We start from the raw sequence: 25,617 nt of genomic DNA on the forward strand, positions 1-25,617 counted from the left end.
AATGAACGGTGATGATCAGATGCTGGCGCTCGATAACCAGATCTGCTTTGCCCTCTATGCCCTCAATCGGGCCGTCACAGCGCGGTATCGTCCCGTGCTGGCGGAGCTGGGACTGACCTATCCGCAGTATCTGGTGATGCTGGCTCTCTGGGAGCATGGCCCGGTTGGCGAAGCCGCCCGGGTATCGGATATAGGCGCCCGGTTGCGCCTGGACAGCGGCACTCTCACGCCGCTTTTGAAGCGGCTGGAGGAGCGCGGTCTGCTCATCCGGCGCCGGCAGGCAAGCGACGAGCGGGTTGTTCGCCTTAGCCTGACAGGCGACGGCTGGCGGTTGCGTGAACAGGCTCGCGGGGTGCCAGGGCAATTGATGTGCGGCCTGGATGTGGCGCCGGAGCGGTTGGTCGCCCTTCGGCAGGAGCTCAGAAGTCTGCTTGAGGTTCTGGAGCGTTCGGGGCCCAGCGATTGATAACGGCCCTGAGCTCCTCACGCTTGTAGGGTTTGGTGATGTAATCGTTCATTCCGGCTTCCAGGCAATCCTCCCGATCACCCTGCATAACATTGGCGGTCACCGCAATAATCGGCAAGTTTTGCCATTCCGGGTTGCGCCTGATGGCCCGGGTTGCCTCGTAACCATCCATAACGGGCATCTGGCAATCCATAAGAACCAGGTCGTAACGGCGCTTTTGCAACGCCTCCAATGCCCTCTGGCCGTTCTCTGCATGGTCTACCCGATGGCCCAGCTTCTTCAGCAGGCTGCTGGCGACCAGCTGATTGACCTGGTTATCCTCGACCAGCAGCAGGGTGAGTTGGTTCTCGGTTCTCGCGGCCCTGGTTGATTGATCCAGCGGTTGTGAACTGCCGCTGTCCGGCAATCCTGCGGCGGCGCAGAGGCAGTGGTAGAGTTCGGTGCGTCTGAGCGGCAGCGGCAGGATAAACTGACCGGGACGGCCGGAACTGATTGAGCCAGTGCTGTCTGCCAGGATAACGCCCATTCCCTGCCAGTCATCGGCAAAGGCCTTGCACTCTTCGTCGCCAGGCTCTGCGGCCACCAGCAAGATGCCCTTTGGGTGACGGCTGGCGCTTCTGACCGGGATAGCCCAGGCCCGCAGTTGTGATTCAATTGCCAGCCGGTGCGGGTGATCCTGTGGTATGGCCATGGCGACACCTGTTTCGCACAGCCGGGTTGCAGCGGCTTCTGGCAGAGTCGGGTGTGCGGGTTCATGCACCGGCAGGGGCAGGGTGACGGTGAAATGAGTACCGGCGCCCTCGCTGGAATCCACCAGTATCTGCCCGTGCATACGTTCCACCAGTTGGCGGCACAGCGTCAGGCCAAGACCGGTGCCGCCATACAGCCGGGTGGTGTCGGTGTCGGCCTGCGAAAACGGTGAGAAGATCCGGTGCAAGCCTTCTTTGGACATGCCTATGCCGCTATCGATAACCTCCATGCGAAGACTTCCACCGGAGTAGGTGGTGCGCACCCTGACATGGCCATCGTCGGTAAACTTGACCGCGTTACTGAGAAGATTATTGAGGATCTGGCGAGTGCGCGTCGGGTCGCCCAGAAACTGCTCGGGTAGCATCGGGTCGGTTTCATTGACCAGGTTGATGTGTTTGCGGCGAGCTTGTTGGGCGTGAAGAGTTGAGCATTCCTCCACCAGGTCGCGAACGCTGAACGGAATGTTCTCGAGATTGAGTTTTCCGGCTTCGACCTTGGAGATGTCAAGAATGTCGTTGAGCAGGCCCAGCAGGCTCTCACCGGTGTTCAGGGCAATCTCCAGGCGGTTTCTCTGGCCAGCGTCCTGTTCACTTTCCAGTGCCAGCCCGAGCATTCCCAGCACCCCGTTCAGGGGGGTGCGGATCTCATGGCTCATGCTGGCCAGGAAGTTGGCCCGGGCCCGGGCCCGTCGCACCGCGTCTTCCTTGGCACGAACCAACGCCCGATTGCCCCGTTGCAGGGCCTGATTCTTTTCCGAGATCTCCCGGGTTCGATCTTCAACTTCCTGCTCCAGCTGGCTGGAGTAATTTTTCATGGCGCTTTCGGCTGCCCGCAGTTGGGCCACGCTGCCTTCCATGTGTTCAAGGTGCTGGTTGATGATGCCAACCATGGTGCCGATTTCGTCAAAACGATGGTTGGCAGGCACCGGCAGCCGGACCTTTTCCGGGGTGCTGGCCCTGACCCGGCTCAATGCTTCAATCACGTTGAGCATGGGGCGGGTCAGCACGAAATAGAAAATGCCAAGCAGCGCAACCGACAGCACCAGGCTCTTGAACAGTCCAATGACGAATGTGTTGACTGCCCGCTGCAGGAACTGCCAGCCGTAATGCCAGGTATCGATGGTGACAACCAGGTGGCCCAATGGCAGGTCCTGTAACTGGGGTACCTGGAGTTCTGTGCTGAAGACACTGCTGGAACCGAACAGCAGGTCGCTGATCCAGCGGTATCGGGAGATCGGGCTGCTTTGGCTGGCGGCTGACATGGTCTGGCCATCACTGTCCACAATCCGCGCATCTATGGTCGCCGGGTGGCGTAACAGGCCATCCAGCAGTTCCTCGGCCAGCCTCACGTCGATATTGTAGGCAATCTGGGACGCCGGACTGTTACTGATCTCGATCAGTGCCCGTATGTCCTGTTCCATGGCGTCTTTCGCCGAGAAATAGTCGAGGGTGATCTGAATCAGGTTCAGAACCAGGCCAAGAGCCATGGCCACCAGTACGGTGTCGCGGGTAAGGCGGTAGGAAAGTCTGTGCCGGAAGCTCTTTAACACGGTGAATGGTCGTCCCTGTGGCTGGTCAATTGGGTAAAGCGTGTTCCTCAGTCGTCGTAATCAGCCTTTTTCTTCCAGGTGCCATCGTCCTGCAAGAAGTTATCCCATTCCCGGTCTAGCTTTGAGTGGCTTTCGGTTTGTGTGGTGCCGTCGGCCATACTGGCTTCAAGCTCCTTGATGCGCGTTCTGAAGCTTTTGACGGCTTTCATGGCCAGCGGATTATCTTTGGATTTACCCATTTCCGTGCTGGCCAGGTGGTAGGCGTGTATGGCCTTGCGGATCTGGTTCTGCCGGATATGGTCCCGGGCCTGGAAAACGTGAAGGTCGGCGTGGGTTTTGTGCACCAGAAACAGCACATGCTTCAGGTGCTTTTTGGCGCTGGCGGTGTCGAGCCGACCGGCTTTGTGCATGGCCTCAATCATTTTGAACAGGCTTTGAAGCAGTTCTTTGACGTAGGTGGCTTTCTCCGGGGAGTCGATTCTGACCGATGCCCGGTTATCATTGTTCTCCAGTACCTGTTTCCTGGTCTGTTTGATGGTGTCGAGCCATTCGCTGACCGGTTGCTCGGACTTAAGCGCGGCCAGATCGTGACAGGATTCCTCCATGCGCTTGAGCAGCAGCAGCTTGAGATCGGGAGACAGGTACTGGGCCGGAATCTCCGAGAACAGGCGGTAGGCGCGGTTGTATTCGTCTTCCCGGGCGGTCATCTTGCGAACCCGCTCAATCCGCGCCTTTTCACGCATCTGACTGATAACGATAACGACCAGTGAGACGGTGACGATCGCCGCGAGCAGCAGCACAATGGTGATGGTATCCATGGTGTCGGTAATGGCTCCGGATTACAGTGAACGGACCGCCTTTGGGGGCGCGCCTCTAATTGTCAGATATTATTGGGTAACGCCCTGAAAGCCTAGCAGAAATCTGGACAATCGTCCGTTTCCGGTTGTAAGTACAGGAAATACTTCATTCATTTAATGAATTGTGGGATTGCTGTATATTGGTCTGGTGAATGTATAGGCGGGCCAGACCGGTGCCGCCACTCTGCTTTCCAGGATGCTTGCATGGACATTTCCCGGGTCGATCTCAATCTACTTGTATACCTTGACGTGCTGCTGCGTGAACGCAATGTCACCAAGGCAGCCAATCATCTGGGCATCACCCAGCCCGCCATGAGCAACGGTTTGCGCCGGTTACGGGATCTGTTTGGCGACCCGTTGCTGGTGCGTACCAGTGAGGGCATGACAGCCACGGAGCGGGCCCGGGAACTGCAGCCGTTGGTCCGTGGCATTCTCTCGGACATCGAACAGGCGGTGCAGGAGAAAACCCCCTTTGCTGCCCAGGAGAGCCAGCGGGTATTCCGCATCATGGCCAGTGACTACGCGGAATCCTGTCTGATGCCCAGGGTATTGCGGCGGATTCGCCAGGAGGCGCCCCACGTTACCCTGGACGTGCTGACCCCCAGCGACGTGAGCTTTCTGGATGTGGAGCAGGGCCGGCTGGATATGGCCATCAACCGTTTCGACAAGATTCCCCAGTCGTTCCACCAGAAAACCCTGTGGATCGAGTATTTTGCCTGCCTGATGAATGCCCGTAACCCCATCCTGAAGGAACCGTTTACCCTCGATACCTACCTCGATGCCAGCCACATCTGGGTCAGTAAAACCGGCTTCGGCGTGGGCGTTGGGGTGAACCCCAAGGACGTCCAGAGACTGGGCTGGGTAGATGAAGCCCTGGGGCGAATGGGGCGCAAGCGACAGATCTCGGTATTCACCCGGCATTATCAGGTGGCCATGTTGCTGGCGGAGCAGCATGACCTGATCGCCACGCTGCCATCTCGTGCGGCCTGGCTGCAGAAAGACAATCCGAACCTGGTGGTAAAGGTACCACCGTTCGAGATTCCGCCGTTCGAGCTGAAAATGGCCTGGAGTCCGTTACTGCAGCACAACAGCGATCATCAATGGTTGCGAAAGCTGATTGCCGAGGTGGCGGAAGAAGTGGACGAGGAGTTTGCGCCCTTCGGTGCCAGATTTGAGTCTCCCCAGGCTACCCCGGGGCTGCATTCAGAGCGGTAGTTCCCGAAGTTCCAGCGAGCCCCGGCCAGCATCCCACATGCGCTGGAAGGTTTCCTCCATGAGCTTGACCCGGCCCGGGTTGGCAAAATTGGCGAAGCCTTCGGGCTTATTGAAATCGTGGCGGTACAGTACGCCCTCGCGGTCTGCCAGCAGGAACGGCTGGTTCTCCATCGGATAATCGGTGTTGACCAACCGTAGTTCAATCCGGCTGGTGAGCCGTCGCATCAGCTCAACCAGTTGATGCCGGCGTTTAACCAACGGCTTGTCATCGTGAATCAGGATGCGCACTTCGCTCAGCCGGTGCCGGCGAGCCACCGCAGAGATCAGTTCCCGTAGCGGGTAGCGGTCATAGAGGCCGTGATCAAGCACGTCGTCATACAGCCAAATGCGTTGGCCGGCTTGCGCTACCAGTGAGTCCATCAATTCCAGCATGGTGCCCTCATCGCCGAACAGCCAGCTTTTGGAATCCTCGCCAAGAATCAGTGGCTTCGCGCGTTGATCACCTGGTTGACTGGCCAGCGTGGGAGCCAGGCAGCGCATATCCAGGTGGGGAATGCCAGCGTCATCATAGATATCCGAGCAGATGTGAAAGCCGAAGCGTTGGTAGAACCCGGTGGCGTGCTGCTGGGCGGAGAGTTTCAGTTCCTGGAAGCGACCAGCGGATTCGGCCAGCAGGTGTCTGAGCAGGGCATCACCAGCCCCCTGGCCACGATACTCCGGTAACACCGCCATACGACCGATATAACCGGTCTCTTCAAGCGTGGAGAACAGGCGAGCGGTAGCCACTGGGGTGTTGTTTTCATCCACGGCCAGGTAGTGGTCAGCAATCTCGTCGGTGTCGTCCCACTCCAGCTCCGGTGGCACCTGCTGTTCCTCAACGAACACCCGTTGGCGGATGTCTCTGATGGATGAGGGCGCCAGTTGCCAGCTGTATTTTCGGAATCTCAGGTTCATGGCTTACTCGAAGTACACTGAGCCCTGGTTGTACAGAGTGGTGAGCAGGCCAAGCAGGGCCTCGTCGCCGGCATATTCTGCCAGAGCGCCCATGTTGATCCGGGCGCCGGCACAGAGCAGCGGTGCCAGTGGCCGGGCATCGCCTTTCAGGAGGTATTGCTCGCCATCCACAAACAGGGCAGTTTCACTGTCCATTTCATGATAGGCGAAGCGGGAACCTTCGTTCCAGCGCAGTTGCTCGCCGGCGCGGATGGCTTCAGCCAGATCTTCTGCTTCTGCGGGTTCATCCGCCGGCACCACAATATCCATGCTCTTGGGGGCGGTGGCGAACTGGCCGAACCAAAGGGCCAGGTTGCGGCGATCGCCCAGTTGCTCACGGATGACAGTATCCAGGCGGTTGATCACTTCCGGGCCGATGGTGCCGGGGTTGTCCTGTACTCGAAGGTCCGGGTCGTCCAGGTGCTCGGCAGCTTTTTCTTTCTGGCTGAGAAAATCGGTAAAACTGGTGAGAATGTCATCGATGGTCGGGGCCCGAAAGCCCACGGACAGAGTAATACAGTCGTCTTCCGCCACGCCATGGTGGCCGATGCCCGGGGGCAGGTACAGCATGTCACCCGGGGCCAGGGTGACGGTTTCCTCGCCATCCCAGCTGCTCAGGATGCGCAGTGGGGTGCCTTCTACTCTCGGCGAGGTATGGTCACAGTGGCCGCCGAACGTCCAGCGCCGGTGGCCCCGGGCCTGCAACAGGAAAACATCATACATGTCGTAGTGGGGGCCAACGCTGCCACCTTTCGGGGCGTAGCTGGCCATGATGTCATCCAGACGCCAGTTGGGAATGAAGCGGAAGTTGTCGAGCAGGTCGGCAATCTCCGGTACCCAGTGGTCCAGGCCCTGAACCAGTAAGGTCCAGTCCTGTTCCGGCAAGTCACTGAAGCGGTCCGGGCTGAAAGGACCGTTGTGCAGTTGCCAGGGTTTACCGGCATCGTTCTCGATCACGATGCGCGATTCTACCGTTTCCTCACAGGCTAGCCCGGCCAGTTCGTCCGGACTGACCGGACACTGGAAACCGGGAAATGCCTGACGGATAACCAGCGGCTTCTTCTGCCAGTAGTCCCGCAGAAATTCAGAAGCTGTTAGTCCGCCAAGCATGTCCATGGTGTTGCTCCAGGTTAAATGTTGCCGGCCTGTTCGACGGCATTACCAATGTAGGTGTCCGGCGTCAGGGCGCGCAGTTCGGCCTTGGCGTGCTCCGGAATATCCAGTGTTTCCACGAAATTCTTGATGACTTCCGGGCTCATGGCTTTGCCACGGGTCAAGTCTTTGAGCTTTTCGTAGGGTTTTTCGATGTTGTAACGGCGCATCACGGTCTGGATCGGCTCGGCCAGCACTTCCCAGGCGTTGTTCAGGTCTTCGTTGAGGCGGGCCGGGTTGATTTCCAGTTTGCCCAGGCCTTTCAGGGTAGCCTCATAGGCAATCAGGCTGTGAGCAAAGCCCACGCCCAGATTACGCAGCACGGTGGAGTCAGTCAGGTCACGCTGCCAGCGGGAAATTGGCAGCTTGGCAGACAGGTGGCTGAAGAGCGCGTTGGCGATGCCCAGGTTGCCCTCGGAGTTCTCGAAGTCGATGGGGTTTACCTTGTGGGGCATAGTGGAGGAGCCAATCTCGCCGGCCACTGTCTTCTGCTTGAAGTAGCCAAGGGAGATGTAACCCCAGATGTCCCGGTCCAGATCGATCAGGATGGTATTGAAGCGGGCAATGGCATCATACAGTTCGGCGATGTAGTCGTGGGGCTCAATCTGGGTGGTGTACGGGTTCCAGTCCAGGCCCAGGCTCTCAATGAACTCTTCGGCGTTGGCTGCCCAGTCCACATCCGGATAGGCAGACAGATGGGCGTTGTAGTTGCCGACCGCACCGTTGATCTTGCCCATGATTTCCACTTCGCGGATTTGCATCAACTGGCGGCGCAGGCGATACACCACGTTGGCCAGTTCCTTGCCGACGGTGGTGGGAGACGCGGTCTGTCCGTGGGTGCGGGACAGCATGGGCTGTTTGGAATGTTCCTTGGCCAGTTCGGCCAGTTTGTCGACGACTTTGTCCATGGCCGGTAACAGGCCGTGGTCCAGGCCTTCGCGCAGCATCAGCCCGTGAGACAGGTTATTGATGTCTTCGGAGGTGCAGGCAAAGTGAACGAACTCGGTCACCGCGTGCAGCTCGGGCACATCGGCGATCTTTTCTTTGATCAGGTACTCGACCGCTTTGACATCGTGGTTGGTGGTGCGTTCGATGTCTTTGATGCGCTCCGCATCGGCCAGGCTGAATTCGCTGACCATTTTGTCCAGGAAGGCGTTGGCTTCGTCGGAGAATGCTGGCACTTCGGTAATGGCCGGGTGAGCGGCCAGTTTCTGCAACCAGCGGATTTCGACGGTTATCCGGTTACGGATCAGGCCGTATTCACTGAAGATGCTGCGAAATACGCTGACTTTACTGCCGTAGCGGCCATCGACCGGGGAAATGGCGGTCAGGGCGGTGAGTTCCATCGAAAACCTCTCAGTTCATCAAAGAAAAATCGGATCGGGACTATTAAGAAGGCGCTAATGATACACCAGAGGGCGCTGCGAATCAGCGCAGCAACTCCCGGGCGTGCATGATGACCTTTTTGCGTTTGAAGATCAGCTGCCAGCGGTGGCCACCGCTCTGACGCCAGAGCACTGCCGAGCGGATACCGGCCAGCAGCAGGGCTCGGACCTTCGCCGCATTTTCTTCCCGCTGAAGCACCTGGGGGTTGCCGCTGACCTGAATGCGCAGGCGGAACGTGCTGATGGTGTCTGTGTAAATGGACGCCAGATTGCCGATCAGGTTGCTGTGGGTGTATCCGAAGTGGCTGGCGGTATGCCGTGCCTGTTCAATCCGGCTGCCAATCACGTCGAGCATGTCGCCGTCGCGTTTGAGTTTCGACTCGAGATGAACGAGGTTCAGCACGTAGCGCAGTATCTCTACATCCTGTGGGCGGCTCTGTTGCGCCAGCGAGGTGGACAGGGCCTCAAGGCCTTCACGGATGTCGGACAATTCGCCACCGTAAACATCCAGGGTGGACGCTGGGTTGGTGGCGAACAGAGAGCGTATGCAGGTTTCCAGGGACTCGTCACTACAGCTGCCATTATGGGCAATCTGCCGCACCAGTGCTGCTGCCTGGAACAGGCCAGCCAATGCCAGGGTCTGGTCGTGCAGGGATTTGCTCATGCGCGGGCCCCTGCATCGACAGTTCGCTCCAGCCGTGATGGCAGTGGCTCGCCATCCCGCCAGGTTTGTTCGATCACGCCGCCGCCCAGGCAAACATCGCCCTGATAGAACACCACGGACTGGCCGGGGGTGACGGCCCGCTGGGCATCGTCAAAGACCACTTTGACGCCGCCTTCGATAACGGTCACTTCGCAGTCCTGGTCTGGCTGGCGATAGCGGGTTTTTGCTTTGCAGCGGAAGCTCTGGGCGGGCGGCTCACCGGCCACCCAGTCAATGGCACCAGACACCAGGCCGCGGGAAAACAGCAGTGGGTGGTTCTTGCCCTGAACGGCAATCAGTACATTGCGGGACAGGTTTTTTTCAGCCACATACCAGGGCTCATCGCCAAATTCCGCGAGGCCGCCGATACCCAGCCCCTGGCGCTGGCCAATGGTGTGATACATCAGGCCCTGATGTTTGCCGATCACTTTGCCATCCGGTGTTTCGATGTCGCCGGGCTGGGCCGGCAGGTACTGCTTCAGGAAGTCGGTGAACTTGCGCTCCCCGATGAAGCAGATACCGGTAGAATCTTTTTTGTCGTGGGTAACAAAGCCTTGTTCCTCGGCAATACGGCGAACTTCCGGTTTTTCCAGCTCTCCTACCGGGAACAGGGTGCGGGCAATACGGTCACCCGACACCGCGTGCAGGAAGTAGCTCTGATCCTTGTTGGGGTCCAGACCCTTCAGCAGTTGAGCCTTTCCAGTGCCATCATTAAGAGGGCGCTGGCGGGTGTAGTGGCCGGTAGCGATGTAGTCGGCGCCCAGGGTGACGGCATAATCCAGAAATGCCCGGAATTTAACTTCCTTGTTGCACAGGATGTCGGGGTTGGGGGTGCGCCCTGCGCTGTATTCTGACAGAAAGTGCTCAAACACCCGGTCCCAGTATTCAGCCGCAAAACTGGCGGTGTGCAGCTTGATACCAATGGCATCCGCCACTGCCTGGGCATCGGCGAGGTCGGTCATGGCGGTGCAGTACTCAGTACCGTCGTCTTCATCCCAGTTTTTCATGAACAGGCCTTCCACCTGGTAGCCCTGGTCTTTCAGCAGCCAGGCGGCAACAGAGGAGTCCACGCCACCGGACATGCCGACAATCACGCGGGTGTTCTTGGGAGTACTGGAGTCAGGATTCTGGATCATGAGCCTTTCGGTAGCCGGTTGAAAACGGCGATTTTATCATCTTGTGGTGGTTACGTCTGGTCATCCACCACGACATCAAGGGGGAATTGCCGGCCATTTCGGTAATCCTCGATACAGCGCAGCACCAACGGGCTGCGGAGCTTGTCGCCGAGGCCCCGAATTTCTTCAATACTGAGCCAGTGCGGCTGGATAATGCCGGTGTCCAGCTCCGTGGTGACCTGCTTTATCGCGCGGGCGGCGTAGCAAAAGCGGTGATAGGTAACGCCGTTGGCCGGTGCTTTATAGGTGTATACGCCCAAAAAGAACTGAGGCTCCACTTCCCAGCCGGTCTCTTCGAGGGTTTCACGGCGCACCGCATCCAGCACGGCTTCGTTTTCTTCAATGTGGCCCGCTGGTTGATTGAACACCACCTTGTCGTTGCTGATTTCCTCAACCAGCAGAAACTGACCCTGTTCGTTCTCGACCACAACGGCGACGGTGGCATGGGGTTTCCAGGTCATGGTTAACGGGGTCTCCTGTGTCTGAACGGGCGCGATTTGTGGCGGCCGGGTTTCGGTTTGCTGGTTACCGGGCTGTCGGGCAGGTGTACAGCCTCAAGCCGATACTGGCCGGGCGCGAGGTTGTCGAGCGTCCAGTCACCAATCCGGTACCGAATAAGTCTAAGGGTAGGGTAGCCAACGGCTGCTGTCATGCGCCGTACCTGGCGGTTGCGGCCTTCGGTGATGGTGAGCTCAAGCCAGCTGGTCGGAATGGTTTCCCGGTGCCGGACTGGCGGAACCCTGGGCCAGACGGTCGGTTCGTTCATTCGGCGGGCTGTGGCGGGCCGGGTTAACCCATCTTTCAGCTTAACGCCCTGACAAAGCTGCTCAATGGCCTGCTGGGAAATCTCACCCTCCACCTGTACCCAGTAGGTTTTTGGCATCTTGTTGTCGGGAGCGGCAATTCGATGTTGTAGCGGGCCGTGGTTGGTCAGCAGGAGCAAGCCTTCGGAGTCATAGTCCAGTCGGCCGGCGGGGTAGAAGCCCGGTTTCCTGATCCAGTCGGCGAGTGTTGCGCGAGGATTGTTCTGGCGTTCGTCGGTGAACTGGCTTAACACCTGAAATGGCTTGTTGAATAGAATCAGCTCCGCCATGCACGGGGTCCTGTCTCGCTAACGGGTGCTCGAAAGCGGCAAGCGTATAGGATTAACCCCTGTGAAAAAAGCATAAAAAAACGTACCTGCCAGCTGAACTGGCAGGTGAGAGTGATTGGCCAAGGCGCCTTCTCAGGCGTTAACGGCTCTGGGCGGATACCCGTCCCGGCCTGACGATTGGTCCCGTGAGGACGGCTCAGACTGCTTGCCCCCAATTTCAGAAGGCTGTTTCGCCTGGGTTTCGTCAGGAACGATATTGACGGCGTGCACCCCTTTGTCACTGGGCTTTTTCTCAAAGGTGACCGCCTGGCCAGCTTTCAGCGTTTTGTAGCCGTCCATTTGCACCGAAGAGAAGTGGGCGAACAGGTCATCGCTGCAGCCGTCTTCGATGATAAAGCCGTATCCCTTGGCGTTGTTGAACCATTTGACCTTGCCTCTAGGCATGATGAACTCCCCTGTTCCTTTGCTGTCACTCTTATTATTGGAATTGCTGCCTGAGACCCGGACGGGCCGGGTCATAAATGGTGCGATTCGACATGGCAGGTGTCGCCTGCCGTTACATGCCGGTTGCACAGGTTTACATTATTTTACAATGCACCCTAACTGTCGGCCAAACCCGGGCTCGAGTCAAGGGGCAGTAGTCGCCGAATGAGTGGTTCAACAAGGTCCGGAAGCGGTATCATGTCCGTATTGATAAATAACTCACGCTTGAACCGGGCTTTCGCTTGAAAACCGGGTTGCGGGCAACCACATTTAGTCAGGAAACCGAATAACCGGTAAACAGAACCATGCGGACAATTGAGAATTCTCTACTAGTATTTAATCAGGGGGAGGACGAACAGCCCGGGCGTCATGAAGGTGTTAGTGTTGCGCCCGAGAAGCCAGCTCTGAAGCGCCCGGCCCGGTATCGGGTTGTGCTCCTGAACGATGACTACACACCCATGGATTTCGTGGTGGATGTACTGATGAAGTTCTTCGGAATGAACGAAGAAAAGGCGACGCAGGTGATGCTGCTCGTCCATACGCAGGGAAAAGCCGTATGTGGGGTATATACCCGTGACATCGCGGAAACAAAGGCGGCACAGGTGAACCAGTATTCTTCGGAATGCGAGCATCCGCTCCTTTGCGAGATTGAACGTGCGGACTGATAGACGGCGGGGTGGCCCATGCTGAGCAAAGATCTTGAAATTACGCTGAATACGGCCTTCAAAAATGCCCGTGACAAGCGCCATGAATTCATGACGGTCGAGCATTTGTTGCTGGCTCTCCTCGATAACGAATCGGCGGTGGGTGTCCTCAAAGCCTGTGGTGCAGATCTCAAGCGCCTTGAAGATGAACTGGTCGAATTTGTCGACTCCACTACACCATTAATTCCAAGCACCGACAGCGAGCGTGAAACCCAGCCAACGCTGGGATTCCAGCGAGTGCTGCAGCGAGCAGTATTCCACGTCCAGTCCTCTGGCAAGAAAGAGGTAACCGGTGCCAATGTGCTGGTGGCTATCTTCAGCGAGCAGGAGAGCCAGGCGGTGTATGTGCTGAAGAAGCAGAGCATTGCCCGGATTGATGTGGTCAATTTCGTTTCCCACGGTATCTCCCGGGTTCAGGGTGCGGAAGACCAGGAAGGCGCGGACCATGCTGCCCATGAAGAGGCCGGCGAGGAAGGCTCCCAGTCCAGACCGCTGGAAAGCTATGCCACCAATCTGAACGAGCAGGCCCGGCAGGGCCGTATCGACCCGTTGATTGGTCGCGAGCACGAAGTAGAGCGTGTGGTCCAGATACTGGTGCGCCGTCGCAAGAACAATCCGTTGTTAGTGGGCGAGGCCGGTGTTGGCAAGACTGCTATTGCCGAAGGACTGGCCAAGCGAATTGTGGATGGCCAGGTACCGGAGATCATTTCCGATGCGGTGGTGTATTCCCTGGACATGGGCGCCCTGCTGGCGGGCACCAAGTACCGGGGCGATTTTGAGAAGCGCCTGAAGGGCTTGTTGAGTGATCTGAAGAAGCAGAATCACGCCATTCTGTTTATTGACGAGATCCACACCATCATTGGTGCAGGTTCGGCTTCGGGTGGGGTGATGGACGCATCCAACCTGCTCAAGCCCATGCTGAGCTCCGGGGAGTTGCGTTGCATCGGCTCCACCACTTTCCAGGAGTTCCGCGGCATCTTTGAGAAAGACAGTGCTCTGGCACGTCGCTTCCAGAAGATCGATGTGAACGAGCCAAGTGTCGAGGATACCTACCAGATTCTCAAAGGGCTGAAGCCGAGCTTCGAGAAGCACCACGACCTGAAGTACACCGACAAGGCGCTTCGGGTGGCTGCTGAGCTGGCGGACCGCTACATCACCGACAGGCATCTGCCAGACAAGGCCATCGATGTGATCGACGAAGCCGGCGCAAGGCAGCGCCTGCAGCCGGAAGACAAGCGCAAGAAGACCATTGATGTTACCGACATTGAAGACGTGGTCGCGAATATTGCCCGGATTCCGCCGAAGAACGTGTCCACCAGCGACAAGGATTTGCTGCGTAACCTTGAGCGCGATCTGAAAATGGTGGTATTCGGACAAGACCCGGCCATCGAATCTCTGGCCACGGCGATCAAGCTGGCCCGCGCCGGCTTGAAGGCGCCGGAAAAACCGGAAGGTGCCTTCCTGTTTGCCGGCCCCACTGGGGTTGGTAAAACAGAAGTGACCAAACAGCTGGCGAAGGTGCTTGGCATAGAGCTTGTGCGGTTCGACATGTCCGAGTACATGGAGCGGCATACCGTGTCTCGGCTGATTGGTGCGCCTCCCGGTTATGTCGGCTATGACCAGGGTGGCCTGCTGACCGAGGCGGTTAACAAGCATCCGCACTGCGTGTTGTTATTGGATGAAATTGAAAAGGCCCATCCGGAAGTGTTCAACCTGCTGCTGCAGGTGATGGACCACGGCACCTTGACCGACAACAATGGTCGGAAGGCCGATTTCCGTCACGTGATTCTGGTGATGACCACCAACGCCGGTGCTGAGAGTATGGCTCGCCGTTCCATTGGCTTCAGCGAGCAGGACCACAGCACCGATGGCATGGAAGTGATCACCAAGACCTTTACGCCGGAGTTCCGTAACCGCCTGGACGGCATTATCCAGTTTGCCGACCTGCAGAAGGAAACCATCACCCATGTGGTCGACAAGTTCCTGACCGAACTTCAGGCCCAGCTGGATGAGAAGCACGTGGTGCTGCACGTGGACCATGCGGCGAAATCCTGGCTGGCAGAGAAGGGCTACGATGTCACCATGGGAGCCAGACCGATGGCTCGCCTGATCCAGGACAAGATCAAGCGGCCGCTGGCGGAGCAGATTCTGTTTGGCCGGTTGTCGGAGAAGGGCGGAGACGTGTTCATTCAATTGAAGGACGATGAGCTGGTCTTTGACTATGAGGACGAGCCAGCCGAAGCGGTCTGACCGCAATCGTTGGTAATGGAAGCCGCTGTCGGGCTATGCCCGGCAGCGGTTTTTTTGTGGTGCGCCTTGACGGGCGCTGTCTTGGTGCAGGTGGCGCTGGCTGTTAACCGGTTGACCGAAGCAGGCCCCGGCGCCTGGCCGTGCTGTCAATCCATTTCAGGGCAACTTCTGTCAGTTTAAGGCAAAGAATTCGTGGTGATTTGCCACGGTTTGCCAATAACAACGATAAGGAAGCAGCCCAATGAGGACGTTCCGTCAATTCTCCCTTACCCTGGCAGTGATTTTCGGTCTGTTGGTGCTACTGGTTCGCCCGGCACTGGCGGCTACCGAAAGAAAGCAGTTCTGCGTGTTTGATGTGGCCGGCGCTAACGGCTTTGTCTATCAGTTACTTCGTGATTACCAGCGCGGCGCAGTCTCCGCAGGTACATCTCTGGTGATGCAGCCCTACACAGATGAAGACCTGGCCATCAGGGACTTTCGCGAGGGCCAGTGTGACCTGGTGGCACTTACCGATATGGGAGTGCGGCATTTCAACGATTTTACCGGTTCGATCAGCGCCATCGGTGCCGTGCCTTACTATGAAGACTTGCGGGTCTTGCTGCATGGTCTTGCCAGCCCGCGTATCGCGAGGCACCTGAGCCAGGATGGCTATGAGGTGCTTGGTGTGGCGCCCATGGGCGCGGCGTACCTGTTCGTCAATGACCGGGCCATTAACCACGTTGAAGCGCTCAAAGGTAAACGCATCACGGTTTTTGAAGGCCACCATGATGCCCGACATATGGTGGAGTTTGTGGGTGCCGAGCCGGTGCCGGCGAAGATCTCGAACTTTGCCCGGGTTTTCAACTCAGGCCAGGCTGACATGAGCTATGCACCGGCAGCGGCCTGGGAAGTGCTTGAAATGTTCCGTGGGGCAGGCGATCGGGGTGGCATCATTCGCTACCCGGTCGGTCAGGTGACAATACAGCTGGTGGCGCGGGAAGGTGCATTCAGCCCCGAGTTTGTTCGGGAGTCCCGGAAACTGATGGCCCGGCTCTATCCGGATGCAATCAGGGTTATTCGCCAATTCGAGGACCGTATACCAAGTGATCGGTGGGTGGATATCGGTCCGGAGGACATGCGGGAGTATCAGGAAATGCTCAGGCAGGTACGCATAGATCTGCTGTCGAATAAAGGGCAAGAGGCCCAGTTGGCCGCCGCTGTTTATCACGAAGACATGATGACGATTCTGCGCAAGATACGTTGTTATACAAACCCGGGTGCCATGGAATGTTCGGATCAGAACCGCGAATGATGGTCAGCGAACGCCCGACTTATCAGATCTGACAAAAAAGCCCCGCAAAAGCGGGGCTTTTCAGATGTCACTGGAGCATTAACGGGCGCGGTACACAATGCGGCCCTTGCTCAGGTCATAGGGAGTCAGCTCAACCTTGACCTTGTCGCCTGTCAGGATGCGAATGTAGTTCTTGCGCATTTTTCCTGAGATGTGAGCGGTTACAACGTGACCGTTGGCCAGCTCAACGCGGAACATGGTGTTGGGAAGGGTGTCGATAATAACCCCTTCCATTTCAATGACATCTGATTTCGCCATTCAGTAAAAACCTCGTTCGGGAATGCTTTCGGTGATTTTAAATTGCGCAATTCTGCCTGATTTCTTAACGTTTGGCAAAAATCAGTCCAATTGCATCTCTCGCCAGTGGCCGTCGCGCAGGGCTTCAATCGGGGTAAAGCGGGTTTTGTAGTTCATTTTCCGGCATTCTTTGATCCAGTACCCCAGATAAAGATGGGGTAATTCCCGCCGGCGGGCTTCGTCGATTTGCCAGAGCACGGCAAAGGTTCCCAGGCTCCGGTGTTCCAGTTCCGGGGCGAATATGGTGTAGATGGCCGACAGGCCATCGTCCAGCAGATCCACTGCGGCCAGCCCCACCAGTTCACTGTCCAGGGAAATCTCCAGGAACCAGGAGTCTGTTGCGCCCTCTACCAGAAACGACATGAACTGCTCCCGGGAGGGTGGGTACATGTCCCCGTCCTTATGGCGTTCCTCTATATAGTGGGCATAGAGGCGATAGTAGCGCTCGCTGAAGGCGGCTGGCACCAGTCTGCAGCTGAGGTCCTCGTTCTTGCGCAGCACCCGCCGTTGATTGCGATCAGGCTTGAATTCATCCACTTTCAGGCGAACAGGCACACAGGCGTTGCAGTCTTCGCAGTGGGGGCGGTAGTAATGTGAGCCGCTGCGACGAAAGCCAAGGGCCGTCAACTGGCTGTAGAGTTTTTTGTCGATGTGGGCCCGTGGGTCCACAAACATGGTGGTGGCTTCGCGGTCTGGCAGGTAGCTGCAATCATGGGCTGGTGTTGCAAAGAAAACCAGGGTTCTGAGGTTGCTCATTCATGCCTCCGGGCCGGGCCAGCGCCAGGTAAATGTCCAGTCTGGCTGATCCGCTTTCCGATCCACACATGCCCTGAGTATAGATAAAAATTCCGCCCGCGGGATAGCCCTGGCACCCATGCTCAGCAGGTGGCTGCTCTCAACCTGGCAGTCCATCATCTGGTAGTCCCAGGCTGCCAGTTGGTTGGCAAGGTGCACCATTAGCACCTTGGAGGCATTGGTCTCCAGAGAAAACATCGACTCACCGAAGAAGCATCGCCCCAGCGCCAGGCCGTACATGCCGCCAGCCAGCTCGCCCTGTTGATTCCAGATTTCAATGGAGTGGGCGATGCCTTGCCGGTGCAGCCTGGTGTACGCGGTGACCATGTCATCCGTAATCCAGGTGCCCTCGGCACGGGTGTTTGCGCAAAGGCGGATGATCCGGCTGAAACACTGGTCGGCGGTGACCTCGAAGCGACGCTGGTTCAGGGTGCGCCGCAGGCTACGGGATATGTGAATCTCGTTGGGGAAGAGCACGCACCGTGGGTTGGGCGACCACCAAAGGATGGGCTGGTCGTCACTGAACCAGGGAAAGATGCCGTTGCGATAAGCCAGCAACAGTCTCTCTGATGACAGGTCGCCACCCAGGGCCAGCAGACCGTCCGGGTCATCCAGTGCTTCGTCTGCCGGGGGGAACCAGAGCTGATCCGGGTCCAGCCAGGGTAGCGACGTCATGTTGCGATTACCTGGATCAGTCCTGCTGATCCAGGAATTTTTCAGCATCCAGGGCGGCCATGCAGCCAAAACCGGCAGACGTTACCGCCTGGCGGTATACATGATCAGCCACGTCGCCGGCGGCAAACACACCCGGAATGCTGGATTGGGTGGCCATACCGTTCAGGCCGGACTGGATGCGGATGTAGCCGTTGTCCATATCCAACTGGCCTTCAAACAGGCTGGTATTGGGTTTGTGGCCGATGGCAATGAATACGCCGGCCAGTTCAATATCCCGAGTGCTGTCGTCTTCCATGCTCCGGATGCGCATGCCGGTAACGCCGGTGCCATCGCCCAGAACTTCGTCCAGTGTATGGTTCCAGACAATCTTCACATTGCCGTTCTCTGCTTTCTCGAACAGTTTATCCTGCAGGATCTTCTCGGCTCGCAGTTTGTCCCTGCGATGAACCAGGGTCACCTCATCAGCGATGTTGGAGAGATACAACGCCTCTTCCACTGCCGTATTGCCGCCACCGATCACCGCGACTTTCTGTTTCCGGTAGAAAAAACCATCGCAGGTGGCGCAAGCCGACACGCCCTGACCTTTAAACTTCTCCTCGGATTCCAGCCCGAGATACATGGCAGATGCGCCTGTGGCGATAATCAGGGCGTCACAGGTGTACTCTCCGCCATCACCTTTCAGGCGGAACGGGCGGTTGTTCAGGTCAGCTTCGTTGATGGTGTCGTAGATAATGTTGGTTTCGAAGCGTTCAGCATGCATCTGCATGCGCTGCATCAGTTCCGGGCCCTGAACGCCATCGTTATCACCCGGCCAGTTGTCCACATCGGTGGTGGTGGTGAGCTGACCGCCCACTTCAATACCGGTAATCAGTGTTGGGTTCAGGTTGGCGCGGGCAGCGTAGACAGCAGCGGTGTAACCGGCCGGGCCGGAACCAAGAATGATCAGTCGGGAGTGTCGGGTTTCGCTCATGGAATGCTCGCTGATATTTAGGATACAGGTTCAGCCCGGCCGTGCGGACTGTTCATTAATCAAGAAGCCGAAAGGCTACCATGAAATAACCGGGGTGCCATTCGTTTCCGATAATGCGGCCAATTAAGCTTTGCTATATGGGCATTGCGGAATTATTCAAGTACGGAGACGGTGGTCAGCAGCTGCCGGACTCTCTCTTTGCTTTTGCCGGACTCTCCCTGCTCGAGGCGATGCTCGGCAACAGATGGGAAAACCGCCTGGATATCGTCTGGCAACACATGGTTGCGGCCTGCCATCAGTGCCCAGGCTTTGGCGGCCCGGAGCAGACCGAGGCCAGCCCTCGGGGAAAGGCCGTACAGCAGGCCGGGCATGCGACGGCTTTGTTCGAGCAGACGCTGGAGGTAATCCAGCAGGGCCGGGCTGGCAGTGACCTCGTCCACGGCAACTTGCAGTGCCTGCAGTTGGTCGTGGGGGAGGATGGCCTCGAGCCTGTCTGTTAGGGTCTTGCGATCCTCGCCTTCCAGCAGTTCCCGTTCGGCTTTCGGGTCCGGATACCCCAGGCGCAGGCGCATCAGGAAGCGGTCAAGCTGGGATTCAGGCAGCGGGAAGGTGCCGCCCTGTTCGATAGGGTTCTGGGTGGCAATCACGAAAAACGGCGAGGGCAGTGGCCGGGTTTCGCCTTCAATGGACACCTGTCGTTCTTCCATGGCCTCCAGCAGGGCGCTTTGGGTTCGGGGCGAGGCCCGATTGATTTCGTCCGCCAGAACAACCTGGGCGAAGATCGGGCCCGGATGAAAAACCAGGCTGCCGGCCTGCTTGTCATACATGGAATAGCCGAGAACATCAGCGGGTAGCAGATCGTTGGTGAACTGGATGCGCTGATAACTCAGGCCCATGATCTTGGCCAGGGCGTGGGACAGGGTGGTTTTGCCCATCCCGGGAATGTCCTCGATCAGCAGGTGGCCGCGGGCCAGTAATCCGCACAGAGCCAGCCGAACCTGGGTGTCCTTGCCCAACAGTATTTTGTTGAGCTCGGTAACAACGCTGTCCATCTTTTGTTTCATGCAGGCCTCAGTCCCGTACCCGTTTAAGAATGTCTCCGTAGGCATCGATACGACGATCCCGAAGATACGGCCAGATTCGCCGAACGGATTCGGTACGGTTGCGATCAAGGGTGGCTGTCAGAATGCACTCGCTGTGGTCATCTCCCCTGGCCAGGAATTCGCCCTGGGGACCGCAGATGAAGCTGTTGCCCCAGAATCGGATGCCATCTCCCTGGCCGGTGGGGTCCGGTTCGGTGCCAACCCGATTGGGAGCAATAACGGGCAGGTTATTGGCAACGGCATGGCCCCTTTGCACCGTAACCCAGGCTTCCAGCTGCCGGGCCTGTTCTTCGGGGTCGTCGGTGACGTCCCAACCGATGGCGGTGGGGTAGATCAGGATATCGGCGCCGGCCAGTGCCATCAGGCGGGCTGCCTCCGGGTACCACTGGTCCCAGCACACCAGAACTCCGAGCTTTCCGATAGAGGTATTGATCGGGGTGAAGCCGCTGCGGCCGTCATTGAACGTGGCGTCTCCAGGAGTGAAATAGAATTTCTCGTAGAAGCCCGGGTCATCGGGGATGTGCATCTTGCGGTAGATGCCAGCCAGGCTGCCGTCGGTATCAAACACCACGGAGGTATTGTGGTAGACGCCGTTCATGCGCCGTTCGAAGATGGAGCCGACCAGGACAATCTCCAGTTCGCCGGCGAGGTCTGCCAGCCGGTTGCTGGTGGGGCCGGGAATGGGTTCCGCCAGTTCAAAAATGTCTGTGTCTTCTGTCTGGCAGAAATACAGCGTGGCATGCAGCTCTTGCAGCACCACCAGTTGTGCACCGCCCTTGGCGGCTTCACGGATCAGTTTCTCAGACGTGGCGAGGCTGGCAGCCTTGTCATCGGTACACTTTTGCTGGATAGCAGCAATCTTCAGCTGCGGGTTCTCGGGCCGGCTAGTCATAGCGTGACCACTCCTGCGGGAATCTGCATGGTGACACAGTGAAGGCTGCCGTGCTGGTGGATCAGCGGGCGGCAGTTGATCGCAACAATCTCCCGGTCAGGGAAAATGCCGGCCATGATTCGGATGGCTTCCTGATCTTGCGGTACATCGTACACCGGCAACAGAACCGCGCCATTGATGATCAGAAAGTTGGCATAGGTGGCGGGCAGGCGCTCGCCGTCTTCATCATGGATGGCATCCGGCCAGGGCAGGGCGGTCAGTTTGTAGGGGCTGCCATCCTTCTGCCGGAACTCCTGCAGTTCTTCTTCCATGGCCGCCAGTGCACTGTAGTGTTCATCGGCTACGTCCGGGCAAGTCACGTAGCAGATGTGGTCGGGGGCGCAGAATCGAGCCAGGGTGTCGATATGGCTATCCGTATCGTCACCGGCCAGATAGCCATGGTTCAGCCAGAGAATGCGGTCTGCTCCGAGGAGTTCTGACAGCAGCTGTTCGATGGCTGCGCGATCCATGGAAGGATTTCGCGACGGTGTCAGCATGCACTCGCTGGTGGTCAGGACCGTGCCCTGGCCATCGGATTCGATGGAACCACCTTCCAGAACGAAATCCACAGACTGCAAACGATGGCCGCCAAAGACGCCGGCATTCGCCAGATGCTGATTGAGGGCGTTGTCTTTTTCCCACGGAAACTTGCCACCCCAGGCGTTGAACCGGAAGTCCAGCAGGGTGAGGCCGTCGCCGGTGTCGACCGTTATCGGGCCGTGATCCCGCGCCCAGGTGTCGTTAGCGGGTGCCGGGACGGTGATCACACGCCCCGGAAGACCGTTCTCTTCTGCGAAATGGTTCAGTTCCTGGCCGAGTTTCTGCAGCCGTGCCACGAATTCACAACTGATCACCAGATGCTCAAATCGAAGCACCTGGTGAGCAATGTTCAGGAAGACAGGTTCAACCTCGTCCATTATCCGGGCCCAGTCAGTGCCCGGATGAGGCCAGGTCAACATGACTGCGCTCTGGGGCGCCCACTCCGCAGGCAACACTCGCTTGGATGTCACTGTATTTGTCACCTTGGTTCGCAAAAGCCGCCATTCTATCTGACCATTGCCACAACGTCAGGCCATGGGCGGAGAAAATTGAACCTTTGTCCGGAGGGGGATTAGCGGTTGCGCTTGACGACAGTGTGCAGCACCCGGTCGTGTTCGAAATAGACGATAAAATCGGAGTAGTGCCACTGGCTGATAGGAGGCTCACCTACTGGTCCCTGGATATCCTGAGGAGCGCCCCAGCGGTTGCGAACCGAGGTCTGGGTCATGCCGGTGGTCGGCAGGCTGGCCTGGCTGCGATCGGCCTGGCTGCCAACGGGAATTGTCAGCTGTTCGGCGTGCAGGTTGGTTGCCAGGCCGGCAGACATGAGGGACGTCAGTGCCACGGCGGTAATCAGGTTTCGCTTGTTCTTCATTGGGTTCTCCATTAATGCCTGGTTCCCGCGAACGATACCGCAGGACATGGATAAAACGTAATATCCCGAAAAAACGGGCAAAAGTCAGCGTTTTTTCAAAGTTTACTCTTTTTGCCGCTGCCGGATTTGCCAACGCATCACATGGCGGGCAATTTGTTGGCGACTACTGTCGTCAAGTTGAACGAACTCGGTGTGAACCCTTGCTCCGCCCCGATCATCCACCTCTGCGCTCAGAACTTCCGCAATGGCTTGAGGTTGATAGAGTTCCGGTGGCAGGGTCATACGTACCGCAATACGGTCGCCCTGGTTCCAGGCCGGGGTGCTGCTGAAAAACGACAGGCCGCCCTCGCTGAGAGTCACATCCTGCCAGTCCTCCGGTTGCAACGGATTTTGCTCAAAGGCGATAATGCGCGCCAGCGTGTCGAGCTTGCTGTTCATGGATTTGATCAATCCGGTCAGTAGTCGGTCACGTTCCGCCAGGCTGGCGAGGTGTGCTTTTACGTCCTGGTCCAGCCGGCGGAATTCAGCTTTGAGGCTTTCCAGTGGCGATCCATTGAACGGATCATCCTGCTCGCTGTCAGCGTTCCCGGAGAGACGGCGGATTTCAAGACCAATACGGTCCTCGATCCGGAAATACTCGCGTCGGTCGGCTTTGGCATCGGTGATCGGTGGCGTGATAGGCGAGCCTGGCATTCTGTCTCCGGCGGGCTGAAATTTTATTGGTAAAGAGTAGTTTAGCAGTTTCCCGGAGGCTCGCGAGTGATCCGGGGTACCAAACCACGACAGGCCAGAAGGTAGCGACAGGCACCTCCCCATGTTCAGACCCTTATCGTTCTATATCGGCTTGCGGTACACCGCAGCCAAGAGACGTAATCACTTTATATCCTTTATATCCCTGACCTCCATGCTCGGGCTGATGCTTGGCGTGGCGGTCCTGATCATCGTGTTGTCCGTAATGAATGGTTTTGACCGGGAATTGAAGCAGCGCATTCTGGGCATGGTGCCCCACGCCACGATTCAGGGGGCGTCGGGCCCGCTGGAAGACTGGGAAGAGATTGATCGCCGCGTACAGGAGCATCCACGGGTACTGGCGGCCGCGCCCTTTATCCAGGGCCAGGGCATGGTGACAGGCGGTGGTGATGTTCGGGGAGTGATGCTAAGCGGCATTGTGCCCGAGCAGGAAGCCACGGTATCGATCATTGAGAATCACTTCATTGAAGGCAACCTGGATGAACTCAAGCCGGGAGAATTCGGCATTATCATCGGTCGGCTGATGGCCAACAGCCTTAGGCTGCAGGTCGGAGACAAACTGACGGTTGTCCTGCCGGAAGCCTCGGTAACCCCGGCCGGCGTACTGCCCAGGCTAAAGCGCTTTACCGTTAAAGGTATCTTCAGTGTCGGTGCCGAGCTGGATGGCAATTATGCGCTGATTCATATGGATGATGCGGCCCGCCTGATGCGAACCGGCGGCCGTGCCGAGGGCGTGCGCCTGCTGGTGGATGACCTGTTTGCAGCACCGCGCGTGGTCAACCAGGTTGCGCAGGATCTGGGAGGGCGTTACTACGTATCTGACTGGACCCGTACCCACGGCAACCTGTTCCAGGCTATACGGATGGAAAAGACCATGATTGGCCTGTTGCTGATGTTCATTGTGGCCGTGGCCGCTTTCAATATTGTTTCCACCCTGGTCATGGTGGTCACCGACAAAACCGCAGACATCGCGATTTTGCGAACCATGGGCGCAACACCCGGGCGCATTATGCGAATTTTCATCATTCAGGGGGCGGTAATAGGTATCTTTGGCACCCTGATGGGAACCGCGCTCGGAATCTTCGGAGCCCTGAATATCAGTGGCTTCATTTCCTGGCTTGAGGGGCTGATGGGGCATCAATTCCTGAGTGCCGACGTCTACTTCATCAGTTACCTGCCGTCCCAATTGCAGTGGCAGGATGTGGCCATTATCAGTAGTGCCGGAATGGTGATGAGCCTGCTGGCAACGATTTACCCGGCATGGCGGGCATCCAGGGTCGAACCGGCAGAGGCGTTACGTTATGAGTGAAGTAGAAATGACGACCAGCAAGCCTTTGGTAATCGACTGCCGCCAGGTTACCCGAACCTACGACCAGGGCCCCGAGACACTGACGATTTTCTCCGACATTTCCCTGGAAGTGTCGGCAGGCGAAACCGTTGCCATCGTGGGCAGCAGTGGTGCTGGCAAAACCACGTTGCTGAACCTGCTTGGCGGCCTGGACCGGCCGTCATCCGGCCAGATTCATATCTGTGGTGAGGATATTCACCGGTTGTCGGAAGCCGGCCGGGCACGTTTCCGCAATGGCCACCTTGGCTTTGTCTACCAGTTCCATCACCTGTTGCCGGAGTTCACAGCGCTGGAAAACGTGATGATGCCCTGCGCACTGGGCGGTCAGTCGCTGGCTGTGGCCAGGCAGAAAGCCGAAAAATTGCTGGACCGGGTTGGCCTGGGCAAGCGATTGAAGCATAAGCCTTCCGAGCTGTCTGGCGGTGAGCGCCAGCGGGTGGCCATTGCCCGGGCGCTGGTCAACGAGCCCCAATGTGTGTTGATGGACGAGCCAACCGGTAACCTGGACGAGCATACCGGCGAGGGTATCAGGGCTCTGATTGAGGATTTGCGAGAGCAGTCTGGCATTGCCTTTGTTATGGTCACCCACGATATGCGAATGGCGCGGAGCCTCGGCCGGGTGTTGCGACTGGAGCAAGGGCGGTTGGTTCAGGAAGCCTGATTACGGGCCTTCTTGCGGGCTTTTCTTGAAAAGCGCCGAACCTGCCAGTCGGTGCGGATTTTTCGCCGCCAAAGGTACTGGATGATCAGATAGGCGCTGCAACCCGCAGCAGTCGCCACCACAATTGACCCGACATAGAGCGGCACGCCAATCTCCATCAGGCGGCTGCTCAGCCAGGACCAGGAGAGCTGGAATTCAAAAGCCAGCACGGGGCGGTCCAGAATCCAGGCGCCTACTTTGTAGTTAAAGTAGAAGATGGGCGGCATGGTCAACGGATTGCTGATCCAGACCAGGGCGACGGACAACGGCAGGTTGGCATTGATCCAGATGGCCATGCCTGCTGCCGCCGCCATTTGGAATGGCATCGGGATAAAACTGAGAAAAAGCCCGATCAGGAAGGCGCGAGACACACTGTGCCGGTTGATGTGCCACAGGTTGGGTTCATGAAGGATATCGCCCAGAAAGCGCAATGATTCGATGGATTGCACTTTTTCCGGGGAAGGCAGATACCGTTTCATGAACTTCTTGGGCATAGGAAGTTCGGCCTGTTGCTTCGGAATGGATAACT

The 25,617-nt window shown here is 57.8% G+C and carries 27 protein-coding genes; 7 read left to right on the forward strand and 20 right to left on the reverse strand.

Annotation, left to right across the window (positions count from 1 at the left end):
* The first annotated feature begins 1 nt into the window (after position 1).
* Entirely contained in the window at positions 2–466 is a 465-nt protein-coding gene (locus tag FIV08_RS08135) for a MarR family winged helix-turn-helix transcriptional regulator (RefSeq protein WP_061330986.1), read from the forward strand.
* Here the strand turns inward: FIV08_RS08135 and FIV08_RS08140 are convergent.
* Together FIV08_RS08140 and FIV08_RS08145 are read right to left on the reverse strand one after the other, a co-directional pair.
* Positions 420–2,702 carry an ATP-binding protein gene (locus tag FIV08_RS08140; RefSeq protein ID WP_152439621.1) on the reverse strand — a complete coding sequence of 761 codons (2,283 nt, stop codon included), beginning with the start codon at positions 2,700–2,702 and terminating at the stop codon, positions 420–422. The two genes, FIV08_RS08135 and FIV08_RS08140, sit on opposite strands and share 47 nt — an antisense overlap.
* Before the next feature lie 110 nt (positions 2,703–2,812).
* Positions 2,813–3,583 carry a hypothetical protein gene (locus tag FIV08_RS08145; protein WP_152437958.1) on the reverse strand — a complete coding sequence of 257 codons (771 nt, stop codon included), beginning with the start codon at positions 3,581–3,583 and terminating at the stop codon, positions 2,813–2,815.
* Between the two features lie 243 nt (positions 3,584–3,826).
* Here FIV08_RS08145 and FIV08_RS08150 point away from each other — a divergent pair, with 243 nt between their 5' ends.
* Positions 3,827–4,837, forward strand: a complete 1,011-nt coding sequence (locus FIV08_RS08150; RefSeq protein WP_058089869.1) for a LysR family transcriptional regulator — start codon at positions 3,827–3,829, stop codon at positions 4,835–4,837.
* Here the strand turns inward: FIV08_RS08150 and FIV08_RS08155 are convergent.
* The 8 genes from FIV08_RS08155 to FIV08_RS19930 all read right to left on the reverse strand — a co-directional run bounded on the left by FIV08_RS08155 (position 4,826) and on the right by FIV08_RS19930 (position 11,782).
* A complete protein-coding gene (locus FIV08_RS08155; protein WP_152437959.1) occupies positions 4,826–5,791 on the reverse strand; it encodes a GNAT family N-acetyltransferase in 966 nt (321 codons plus the stop codon). The two genes, FIV08_RS08150 and FIV08_RS08155, sit on opposite strands and share 12 nt — an antisense overlap.
* 3 nt (positions 5,792–5,794) lie before the next feature.
* The gene (locus tag FIV08_RS08160; RefSeq protein ID WP_152437960.1) at positions 5,795–6,946 is read right to left on the reverse strand and encodes a cupin domain-containing protein; all 1,152 of its coding nucleotides are present in this window, start codon (positions 6,944–6,946) and stop codon (positions 5,795–5,797) included.
* A 14-nt stretch (positions 6,947–6,960) separates the two neighbouring features.
* The gene (gene purB / locus FIV08_RS08165; protein WP_152437961.1) at positions 6,961–8,328 is read right to left on the reverse strand and encodes an adenylosuccinate lyase; all 1,368 of its coding nucleotides are present in this window, start codon (positions 8,326–8,328) and stop codon (positions 6,961–6,963) included.
* 82 nt (positions 8,329–8,410) lie between these two features.
* Entirely contained in the window at positions 8,411–9,031 is a 621-nt protein-coding gene (gene hflD, locus FIV08_RS08170) for a high frequency lysogenization protein HflD (RefSeq protein WP_072677513.1), read from the reverse strand.
* Positions 9,028–10,206 carry a tRNA 2-thiouridine(34) synthase MnmA gene (gene mnmA / locus FIV08_RS08175; RefSeq protein ID WP_152437962.1) on the reverse strand — a complete coding sequence of 393 codons (1,179 nt, stop codon included), beginning with the start codon at positions 10,204–10,206 and terminating at the stop codon, positions 9,028–9,030. Before mnmA ends, hflD begins: the two co-directional genes overlap by 4 nt.
* Positions 10,207–10,256: 50 nt before the next feature.
* Positions 10,257–10,706, reverse strand: a complete 450-nt coding sequence (locus tag FIV08_RS08180) for an NUDIX hydrolase (protein WP_058089549.1) — start codon at positions 10,704–10,706, stop codon at positions 10,257–10,259.
* 2 nt (positions 10,707–10,708) lie between these two features.
* Positions 10,709–11,338: a pseudouridine synthase gene (locus FIV08_RS08185; protein ID WP_152437963.1), complete on the reverse strand. Its 630-nt coding sequence runs from the start codon at positions 11,336–11,338 to the stop codon at positions 10,709–10,711.
* 132 nt (positions 11,339–11,470) lie between these two features.
* Positions 11,471–11,782, reverse strand: a complete 312-nt coding sequence (locus FIV08_RS19930) for a cold shock domain-containing protein (RefSeq protein WP_058089870.1) — start codon at positions 11,780–11,782, stop codon at positions 11,471–11,473.
* 344 nt (positions 11,783–12,126) lie between these two features.
* Here FIV08_RS19930 and clpS point away from each other — a divergent pair, with 344 nt between their 5' ends.
* The 3 genes from clpS to FIV08_RS08205 all read left to right on the forward strand — a co-directional run bounded on the left by clpS (position 12,127) and on the right by FIV08_RS08205 (position 16,066).
* Complete coding sequence (clpS, locus tag FIV08_RS08195) at positions 12,127–12,486, forward strand: ATP-dependent Clp protease adapter ClpS (protein ID WP_061330994.1); 360 nt, start codon at positions 12,127–12,129, stop codon at positions 12,484–12,486.
* An 18-nt stretch (positions 12,487–12,504) separates the two neighbouring features.
* Positions 12,505–14,775, forward strand: coding sequence for an ATP-dependent Clp protease ATP-binding subunit ClpA (gene clpA / locus FIV08_RS08200; protein ID WP_058089552.1), 2,271 nt, complete (start codon positions 12,505–12,507; stop codon positions 14,773–14,775).
* A gap of 241 nt (positions 14,776–15,016) precedes the next feature.
* Complete coding sequence (locus tag FIV08_RS08205; RefSeq protein ID WP_228263825.1) at positions 15,017–16,066, forward strand: putative solute-binding protein; 1,050 nt, start codon at positions 15,017–15,019, stop codon at positions 16,064–16,066.
* Between the two features lie 78 nt (positions 16,067–16,144).
* Here the strand turns inward: FIV08_RS08205 and infA are convergent, their stop codons facing one another.
* The 9 genes from infA to FIV08_RS08250 form a co-directional block, all read right to left on the reverse strand.
* Positions 16,145–16,363, reverse strand: coding sequence for a translation initiation factor IF-1 (gene infA / locus FIV08_RS08210; RefSeq protein ID WP_058089554.1), 219 nt, complete (start codon positions 16,361–16,363; stop codon positions 16,145–16,147).
* A gap of 81 nt (positions 16,364–16,444) precedes the next feature.
* The gene (locus FIV08_RS08215) at positions 16,445–17,158 is read right to left on the reverse strand and encodes an arginyltransferase (RefSeq protein ID WP_152437964.1); all 714 of its coding nucleotides are present in this window, start codon (positions 17,156–17,158) and stop codon (positions 16,445–16,447) included.
* The gene (gene aat, locus FIV08_RS08220; protein WP_072677508.1) at positions 17,159–17,872 is read right to left on the reverse strand and encodes a leucyl/phenylalanyl-tRNA--protein transferase; all 714 of its coding nucleotides are present in this window, start codon (positions 17,870–17,872) and stop codon (positions 17,159–17,161) included.
* Positions 17,873–17,888: 16 nt separating this feature from the next.
* On the reverse strand, positions 17,889–18,842 hold the full coding sequence (gene trxB, locus FIV08_RS08225) for a thioredoxin-disulfide reductase (RefSeq protein ID WP_152437965.1): 954 nt from the start codon (positions 18,840–18,842) through the stop codon (positions 17,889–17,891).
* A 152-nt stretch (positions 18,843–18,994) separates the two neighbouring features.
* Entirely contained in the window at positions 18,995–19,906 is a 912-nt protein-coding gene (locus FIV08_RS08230; protein ID WP_152437966.1) for an AAA family ATPase, read from the reverse strand.
* 7 nt (positions 19,907–19,913) lie between these two features.
* Complete coding sequence (locus FIV08_RS08235; RefSeq protein WP_152437967.1) at positions 19,914–20,837, reverse strand: carbon-nitrogen hydrolase; 924 nt, start codon at positions 20,835–20,837, stop codon at positions 19,914–19,916.
* Positions 20,834–21,886 (reverse strand): agmatine deiminase family protein, encoded by a 1,053-nt coding sequence (locus FIV08_RS08240; RefSeq protein ID WP_152437968.1) that lies wholly within the window; start codon positions 21,884–21,886, stop codon positions 20,834–20,836. Before FIV08_RS08240 ends, FIV08_RS08235 begins: the two co-directional genes overlap by 4 nt.
* A 101-nt stretch (positions 21,887–21,987) precedes the next feature.
* On the reverse strand, positions 21,988–22,290 hold the full coding sequence (locus FIV08_RS08245) for a hypothetical protein (RefSeq protein ID WP_152437969.1): 303 nt from the start codon (positions 22,288–22,290) through the stop codon (positions 21,988–21,990).
* A gap of 102 nt (positions 22,291–22,392) precedes the next feature.
* On the reverse strand, positions 22,393–22,983 hold the full coding sequence (locus FIV08_RS08250; RefSeq protein WP_061331002.1) for a PilZ domain-containing protein: 591 nt from the start codon (positions 22,981–22,983) through the stop codon (positions 22,393–22,395).
* Between the two features lie 121 nt (positions 22,984–23,104).
* Between FIV08_RS08250 and FIV08_RS08255 the strand changes: the two genes are divergently transcribed.
* Together FIV08_RS08255 and FIV08_RS08260 are read left to right on the forward strand one after the other, a co-directional pair.
* Positions 23,105–24,349, forward strand: a complete 1,245-nt coding sequence (locus tag FIV08_RS08255) for a lipoprotein-releasing ABC transporter permease subunit (RefSeq protein WP_152437970.1) — start codon at positions 23,105–23,107, stop codon at positions 24,347–24,349.
* Positions 24,342–25,049 (forward strand): ABC transporter ATP-binding protein, encoded by a 708-nt coding sequence (locus FIV08_RS08260; protein ID WP_152437971.1) that lies wholly within the window; start codon positions 24,342–24,344, stop codon positions 25,047–25,049. The genes FIV08_RS08255 and FIV08_RS08260 overlap by 8 nt, the downstream gene beginning before the upstream one ends.
* On the opposite strand, the gene FIV08_RS08265 is transcribed toward FIV08_RS08260, so the two are convergent.
* On the reverse strand, positions 25,037–25,582 hold the full coding sequence (locus FIV08_RS08265; protein WP_072677501.1) for a DUF2062 domain-containing protein: 546 nt from the start codon (positions 25,580–25,582) through the stop codon (positions 25,037–25,039). The genes FIV08_RS08260 and FIV08_RS08265 overlap by 13 nt on opposite strands.
* Positions 25,583–25,617: the final 35 nt, after the last annotated feature.

Origin of the sequence: Marinobacter sp. THAF197a (assembly GCF_009363275.1) — a bacterium.
In the GTDB taxonomy this organism is placed as follows: Bacteria; Pseudomonadota; Gammaproteobacteria; order Pseudomonadales; family Oleiphilaceae; genus Marinobacter.

Bases quoted from the DNA above. Each gene is read 5' to 3' on its own strand.
- FIV08_RS08135 (WP_061330986.1), top strand. From the start codon at position 2: ATGAACGGTGATGATCAGATGCTGGCGCTCGATAACCAGATCTGCTTT.
- FIV08_RS08140 (WP_152439621.1), bottom strand. From the start codon at position 2,702: ATGGCTCTTGGCCTGGTTCTGAACCTGATTCAGATCACCCTCGACTAT.
- FIV08_RS08250 (WP_061331002.1), bottom strand. From the start codon at position 22,983: ATGCCAGGCTCGCCTATCACGCCACCGATCACCGATGCCAAAGCCGAC.
- FIV08_RS08155 (WP_152437959.1), bottom strand. From the start codon at position 5,791: ATGAACCTGAGATTCCGAAAATACAGCTGGCAACTGGCGCCCTCATCC.
- FIV08_RS08145 (WP_152437958.1), bottom strand. From the start codon at position 3,583: ATGGATACCATCACCATTGTGCTGCTGCTCGCGGCGATCGTCACCGTC.
- FIV08_RS08235 (WP_152437967.1), bottom strand. From the start codon at position 20,837: ATGACTAGCCGGCCCGAGAACCCGCAGCTGAAGATTGCTGCTATCCAG.
- infA (WP_058089554.1), bottom strand. From the start codon at position 16,363: ATGGCGAAATCAGATGTCATTGAAATGGAAGGGGTTATTATCGACACC.
- FIV08_RS08230 (WP_152437966.1), bottom strand. From the start codon at position 19,906: ATGAAACAAAAGATGGACAGCGTTGTTACCGAGCTCAACAAAATACTG.
- FIV08_RS08255 (WP_152437970.1), top strand. From the start codon at position 23,105: ATGTTCAGACCCTTATCGTTCTATATCGGCTTGCGGTACACCGCAGCC.
- FIV08_RS08215 (WP_152437964.1), bottom strand. From the start codon at position 17,158: ATGAGCAACCTCAGAACCCTGGTTTTCTTTGCAACACCAGCCCATGAT.
- FIV08_RS08260 (WP_152437971.1), top strand. From the start codon at position 24,342: ATGAGTGAAGTAGAAATGACGACCAGCAAGCCTTTGGTAATCGACTGC.
- clpS (WP_061330994.1), top strand. From the start codon at position 12,127: ATGCGGACAATTGAGAATTCTCTACTAGTATTTAATCAGGGGGAGGAC.
- FIV08_RS08245 (WP_152437969.1), bottom strand. From the start codon at position 22,290: ATGAAGAACAAGCGAAACCTGATTACCGCCGTGGCACTGACGTCCCTC.
- aat (WP_072677508.1), bottom strand. From the start codon at position 17,872: ATGACGTCGCTACCCTGGCTGGACCCGGATCAGCTCTGGTTCCCCCCG.
- FIV08_RS08180 (WP_058089549.1), bottom strand. From the start codon at position 10,706: ATGACCTGGAAACCCCATGCCACCGTCGCCGTTGTGGTCGAGAACGAA.
- clpA (WP_058089552.1), top strand. From the start codon at position 12,505: ATGCTGAGCAAAGATCTTGAAATTACGCTGAATACGGCCTTCAAAAAT.
- FIV08_RS08265 (WP_072677501.1), bottom strand. From the start codon at position 25,582: ATGCCCAAGAAGTTCATGAAACGGTATCTGCCTTCCCCGGAAAAAGTG.
- FIV08_RS08160 (WP_152437960.1), bottom strand. From the start codon at position 6,946: ATGGACATGCTTGGCGGACTAACAGCTTCTGAATTTCTGCGGGACTAC.
- mnmA (WP_152437962.1), bottom strand. From the start codon at position 10,206: ATGATCCAGAATCCTGACTCCAGTACTCCCAAGAACACCCGCGTGATT.
- FIV08_RS08150 (WP_058089869.1), top strand. From the start codon at position 3,827: ATGGACATTTCCCGGGTCGATCTCAATCTACTTGTATACCTTGACGTG.
- FIV08_RS08185 (WP_152437963.1), bottom strand. From the start codon at position 11,338: ATGGCGGAGCTGATTCTATTCAACAAGCCATTTCAGGTGTTAAGCCAG.
- purB (WP_152437961.1), bottom strand. From the start codon at position 8,328: ATGGAACTCACCGCCCTGACCGCCATTTCCCCGGTCGATGGCCGCTAC.
- FIV08_RS08205 (WP_228263825.1), top strand. From the start codon at position 15,017: ATGAGGACGTTCCGTCAATTCTCCCTTACCCTGGCAGTGATTTTCGGT.
- FIV08_RS19930 (WP_058089870.1), bottom strand. From the start codon at position 11,782: ATGCCTAGAGGCAAGGTCAAATGGTTCAACAACGCCAAGGGATACGGC.
- hflD (WP_072677513.1), bottom strand. From the start codon at position 9,031: ATGAGCAAATCCCTGCACGACCAGACCCTGGCATTGGCTGGCCTGTTC.
- trxB (WP_152437965.1), bottom strand. From the start codon at position 18,842: ATGAGCGAAACCCGACACTCCCGACTGATCATTCTTGGTTCCGGCCCG.